Source organism: Williamsia sp., assembly GCF_016462415.1.
In the GTDB taxonomy this organism is placed as follows: Bacteria; Actinomycetota; Actinomycetes; order Mycobacteriales; family Mycobacteriaceae; genus Williamsia_A.
Map to the genome: position 1 here is coordinate 1 of NZ_JAEMTF010000135.1, position 4314 is coordinate 4314.

Consider the following 4314-nt stretch of genomic DNA (forward strand, 5'->3'; position numbering starts at 1 on the left):
AGGCGTGCCACCACTGCAGGCAGACGTTCCGCCTCAAAGGTTCACGGAACCGTCCGGCTTCATCGGGATGTCGCGGGTCGAGGCCGGAGTCCGGGTGAGCGACGCCAGTAGGTCGGCCAACCGCTTCGAATCAGCCACGTAGTCCTCGTAGGGGAAGCCTTCTCGTACGAGCCAGTCACGCAGTTCGGTTTCCATGGCAGCACCGGAGGCATGAAAGGTCTGCAGGCCGGCCCGAGTTGCCGACGCGAGCCGGCGACCGGCGTGGGTCTCGTCGATGACGGTTTCCACGAATCCGGCTTCTCGAAGAGTCCGTAGCGCACGGGATGTCGCAGCCTCAGAGAGGCCGAGAGCATCGGCCAATTGACGCTGCGTCATCCTCGGCGCCTCCTCAAGGGTCCCGATGATGCGGGTCTGCGTGTATGTGAGCTGCGGCGAGCTGGACTCCGACGCGATGCGACCACGGGCTATCTCCCCAAAGGTCGCGACCACACGGTGAAGCAGGTCTGCAAGGCCGTCATCCACATCTGCAGCCTACAGTACAGTCTTGCGCGCGCAACCTTGCGTATGCAAGGGTCGGACCATGTCCACATCGATGTTCGTCGCGCAAACCTCCGTTCCCGCCGTCTGGGTGCTCGCAGCCATCATCGGAGCAACCGTCCACTCGGCCCGCACCACGTCACTGACGCGGCTGGAGATCTGGCAGCGCTGGTGGGCGGTGGTGGCGCTCGGCTGCGGGAGCGCGTGGATGACCATCTCGTTTCTGCTCGCTCCCGAGATGATGACCACTGCAATCGGTTTCGCACACACGCCGTTCGTGACCGAGATCGCCTTCGCGAACCTGGGACTCGCAGTCGCGGGGTTCCGTGCCATTCATGCTGGTCCACGCGAGCGTGTCACCACCGGACTGACCGCCGGCATGTTCCTGTGGGGGGCGGTGCTCGGCCACGTCTATCAGTCCATCGCTCACGGGAACTTCTCACCCGGCAACACAGGTGGCGTGCTCGTCTACGACGTGGCCATCCCCGCCGTGATGATCATCCTCGCGGTTCGCAGTCGCCGAACGGACGCCGGCGTGCGCACTGCTCCGACTGAGGCGACAGCGCGGTCGACATCCTCGAACGCTCTCCGCTGATGGGCGAGGAAAGGATTTCGTGATGACCCGAATGATGCGGTCGACCACCCAGGAGTCGGGCACACCGCGAGGGCTGGATCGACTCGTGAACTTCTCCGACGCCACCGTTGCGATTGCGATCACGCTGCTACTGCTGCCCCTGGTCGACGCCGTGTCCGACGCGCGACCCGATCACGTGTGGCAGTTGCTCGACGAGCACCGCGGCACCGTGATCGCGTTCTTCGTGAGCTTCGCCGTCATCGCCCGAATGTGGACGATGCATCACCGCTTGTTCGAACGAGTGAACGCCTGGTCCCCGGCCCTCATGCGGGTCAACCTGTTCTGGATCGCGAGCATCGTCTTTCTCCCAGTTGTGTCGAACATGCTCGCCGCCGCGGCGCAGAGCTCACCCGCAAACGCTCTGTACGTCGGCACTGTTGCCGTCGCCAGCCTCACCTTTGCGCTCATGGAGGCACTCGTCGTCCGCGATCGGTCTCTCCGCATCGACGATGATCGAAGCGACTTTCACCCGGCGAACAGTTGGCTCACTTTCGCGGCCCTGCTCGTCGCTCTCGTGGCGACGATCGTCCTACCGGAGTCCGGCGTGTGGTGGCTACTGCTGCTCGTACCCGCCGGGTGGGGATCCGATCTCCTGCAACGGCGGACCGAACACACCACCGACATCACGCCGGGTGCGAGGCTCTCCGCTCGGCGCCGACTTCGACCAATCCGCCTAGTACCCGGACGATCTCGTCGATGACCGTGGAGCCGTTGTACGGGGCCAACAGCGCTTCGTGGATGTCGGCGTCAGTCGGTCGAGGATCGTCGTCATCCGAAGCCGAACAGTGGTATTCATCCGAAGCGTCGCCACCGGCGGGGACGCGTTGGTCGGTCACCACAGTTGTTGGACCCACAGCGGGTGATCAGGGATGCTGGGGGTGTAGCCCAGCGCCACGCGCCCGCCGGGATGCGCCGCCGCTTCGGCGACGAGTTGTTGCCCGGTGACGTTGTTCCACGCACGGCCCTTGTCGGGGCGGTAGTACCAGCGATCGGAATAGCGCGAGTCGGACTCGAGGGTCACGCCCCAGTGATCGTTGCCCAGAACGGCGTTGATGAGGTGTCCGGCACCGACTTGCGCGGCGGCCACCGTTTCGGCGTGGTTCAAGACCACGACCGAAGTGCGGGAATGATTCACCGTGTAGACCTGTGCCGCGGTGGCCGGGGCGCCACCACCCATGACCGTTCCGGCTGCTGCCGCGGCGGCGACCATCGCACCGACGGCGATCCTGCTGATGCGTGATTGTCTCATTGCAGTTCTCCTGTACCAGGGTATGTCGGTGAGATACCGACCAGATTGATGTGCAGTGGTGCCGCCGTGACGGGCGCGCACCGTCGCTGGGCGCGTGGTGCCTGAGTCAGGAACTCAGCAGCACCTTCCCGATCCGTCCGGGCTCGAGGCTGGCAGCGACAGCGGCGTCGAAGTCGTCCAGGCCATGTACACCGGCGACAGGAAGGGTCAGCGTGCCGTCGATCGCGCGTCCGATGAGCTCACCGAACAGAGTCCTCTTGATCTCGCGCGGCATCTCGCGGCTGACGACATTTCCCCAGAAGCCCTTGACCACAGCCTGTTTGAAGATCACGTCACCGGAGGAGATCTCGAGGGTCGGCGAGGCCATCGCCCCGAACACGACGAGCGTGCCGTTGACCGCGAGTTGAGACAGCAGATCCCCGGCCGCTCGACCCCCCACCGATTCGATTCCCACGCGAATCGGGTTGTCACCGGCGATGTCGGCAACCTGCTGACGCCAGTCACTCGCGTCGGTTGAGACGATGTTGTCGATGCCCTGCTGCCGAAGCTCGTCGACGCCGGCGGCGCGGCGGACCAGACCGATGACGTTCAGGCCGCGCGCTGCACCGAGCTGGGCGATCATCCTTCCGACAGCGCCGTTCGCGGCGTTCTGGATGATCCAGTCCCCCTCGGCCAGGTCGAGTGAATGCAGGAGGCTGATCGCGGAGAACGGCATCGACACGAGTTGGGCCGCGACCTCGTCCGGCAGTTCATCCGGCACCGCGATGACATCCGATGCGCGCGCCACGAAGTACTCGGCCCACACCCCGAAGGCACTGCCGCTCACCACCCGCTGGCCGATCGCGAGGCGGTCGACGCCGTCACCGAGCGCGTCGATGAGGCCGACCGCCTCGGTTCCAGCTTGTGCTGGGAGGTCAGGGGTCACCCCGTAGTCTCCTCGCGCGGTCCACAGATCGTGATTGTGGATGGGCGACAGAAGCATTCGAACGCGTACCTGTCCAGGACCGGGCTCGGGTAGGGGGCGCTCCTCCGTCGTGAGGACAACAGCGGGATCGCCGAACTCGTGCTGGACGAGCGCACGCATGGACGCGTCGCCGTGGTCAACGTCCTGGGCAACGTTCATCGTCGTATCCTTCGATGTGGTGCTGTGGTGACAGCCGGGATCTGTGCACGCGCAGACGTCGTCACGGGTGCTATCGCAGACGGGGCGGCAGCAGGGACAGCGGTGCGAATGCGGTGTCATCCCGATCGGTGCCGGACGACAAGATGCCAACGATTCGTCCTCCCGAGCGGATTCCGGCACCGCTGTCACCGGAGACCGACCGCAAACGGCTGTCCACTGTCACCGTCGTGTGGGCCTCGAGAAACGGCGGCCGCAGGACGAACCCGCGAGCGACGCGCTTGCGGAAGGCCGGATCGGTGACGTAGCCGGTCGTGAATCCGCTTGTGGCACCGATTTTCGACACCGGTTGGCCGCGGTCGAACCGGGAAGCGTAGTCAACTGCATCGACCCGGCCGCGGACTCCCCGGGCCAGACTGATCACCGCGAGGTCGGCCTGCCGCGACAGCAGGTTCGCCGTGATGCTGCCGATGCGTACGCCGTTACGGTCGTACACCGACTTGCCGACCTCACCGCAATGACCCGCGGTCACCGCCTTGTTCGGCGTGATCACCGCACCCAGAGTGCATGCCGCGGTAGTGAACACGGTGTCGTCGATGTCGATCTCGATACCTGACCGCACCTGTGGGGTCGCGGCCGCGGCGTTCCCCGATCCCGTCACCACGACGACCACGGCCGCCGCCACCGTTGTCATCACGTATACGCATCGACGCAGCACAGCAACCTCATTCCGTTCACGGGACGCAGCATCTCGAGCGATGACTGCTCAGCTGA

At 65.3% G+C, this 4314-nt stretch carries 6 protein-coding genes; 2 read left to right on the top strand and 4 right to left on the bottom strand.

Annotation, left to right across the window (positions count from 1 at the left end):
- Positions 1–33: 33 nt before the first annotated feature.
- A complete protein-coding gene (locus JHC79_RS21215) occupies positions 34–522 on the bottom strand; it encodes a MarR family winged helix-turn-helix transcriptional regulator (RefSeq protein ID WP_296394591.1) in 489 nt (162 codons plus the stop codon).
- A gap of 58 nt (positions 523–580) precedes the next feature.
- On the opposite strand from JHC79_RS21215, the gene JHC79_RS21220 reads away from it, so the two are divergent.
- Together JHC79_RS21220 and JHC79_RS21225 are read left to right on the top strand one after the other, a co-directional pair.
- Positions 581–1132, top strand: coding sequence for a DUF6790 family protein (locus JHC79_RS21220; RefSeq protein WP_296394593.1), 552 nt, complete (start codon positions 581–583; stop codon positions 1130–1132).
- Positions 1133–1154: 22 nt separating this feature from the next.
- Positions 1155–1871 carry a TMEM175 family protein gene (locus tag JHC79_RS21225; RefSeq protein ID WP_296394596.1) on the top strand — a complete coding sequence of 239 codons (717 nt, stop codon included), beginning with the start codon at positions 1155–1157 and terminating at the stop codon, positions 1869–1871.
- Positions 1872–2003: 132 nt separating this feature from the next.
- On the opposite strand, the gene JHC79_RS21230 is transcribed toward JHC79_RS21225, so the two are convergent.
- The 3 genes from JHC79_RS21230 to JHC79_RS21240 all read right to left on the bottom strand — a co-directional run bounded on the left by JHC79_RS21230 (position 2004) and on the right by JHC79_RS21240 (position 4234).
- Complete coding sequence (locus tag JHC79_RS21230) at positions 2004–2420, bottom strand: hypothetical protein (protein WP_253660761.1); 417 nt, start codon at positions 2418–2420, stop codon at positions 2004–2006.
- Between the two features lie 106 nt (positions 2421–2526).
- Positions 2527–3543, bottom strand: coding sequence for a zinc-binding dehydrogenase (locus JHC79_RS21235; RefSeq protein ID WP_366783166.1), 1017 nt, complete (start codon positions 3541–3543; stop codon positions 2527–2529).
- Between the two features lie 70 nt (positions 3544–3613).
- Positions 3614–4234 carry a trypsin-like serine protease gene (locus tag JHC79_RS21240; RefSeq protein WP_296394599.1) on the bottom strand — a complete coding sequence of 207 codons (621 nt, stop codon included), beginning with the start codon at positions 4232–4234 and terminating at the stop codon, positions 3614–3616.
- Between the last annotated feature and the right edge of the window lie 80 nt (positions 4235–4314).

What these genes read in the sequence shown, in the direction of transcription:
- JHC79_RS21240 (WP_296394599.1), bottom strand. Translation starts at nt 4,234, where the DNA reads ATGACAACGGTGGCGGCGGCCGTGGTCGTCGTGGTGACGGGATCGGGG.
- JHC79_RS21225 (WP_296394596.1), top strand. Translation starts at nt 1,155, where the DNA reads ATGACCCGAATGATGCGGTCGACCACCCAGGAGTCGGGCACACCGCGA.
- JHC79_RS21230 (WP_253660761.1), bottom strand. Translation starts at nt 2,420, where the DNA reads ATGAGACAATCACGCATCAGCAGGATCGCCGTCGGTGCGATGGTCGCC.
- JHC79_RS21235 (WP_366783166.1), bottom strand. Translation starts at nt 3,543, where the DNA reads ATGAACGTTGCCCAGGACGTTGACCACGGCGACGCGTCCATGCGTGCG.
- JHC79_RS21220 (WP_296394593.1), top strand. Translation starts at nt 581, where the DNA reads ATGTCCACATCGATGTTCGTCGCGCAAACCTCCGTTCCCGCCGTCTGG.